Source organism: Holdemanella sp. DFI.5.55, from assembly GCF_020593575.1.
Classification (GTDB): domain Bacteria; phylum Bacillota_I; class Bacilli_A; order Erysipelotrichales; family Erysipelotrichaceae; genus Holdemanella; species Holdemanella hominis.
Genome location: NZ_JAJDMK010000247.1, coordinates 1 through 284, shown reverse-complemented (window position 1 = coordinate 284; position 284 = coordinate 1). Strand labels below are relative to the sequence as shown.

Below are 284 nucleotides of genomic sequence, written 5' to 3'. Positions count from 1 at the left end.
ATATATGTCACAAAACATAAAGATTAAAGGAAAAAATCCTTATGATGTTCTTGCGTTTACGCTAACACAAAAATGTTCTGCACAGTGTGAAATTTGTTGCTTTGAGTCATCTCCAACATGCACGATGAGCTTAGACATAAATAGAGTACGTGAATATATTAATTCTGCTAGTAAACTCGATTATATTAAAACAATAGCATTTACAGGAGGAGAACCATTTCTAATTTATCCTGAATTATTCATGAAAAGATAATAAAAGAAGATTAGCCTTGTTGATGGATCCA

The 284-nt window shown here is 31.0% G+C and carries 1 protein-coding gene; it reads left to right on the top strand.

Going from position 1 to position 284, the window contains the following annotated elements:
• Nucleotides 1-253: 4Fe-4S cluster-binding domain-containing protein (locus LJE08_RS13975; RefSeq protein ID WP_227403578.1), on the top strand; the 253-nt coding region annotated here is incomplete at its 5' end.
• Nucleotides 254-284 lie beyond the last annotated feature (31 nt).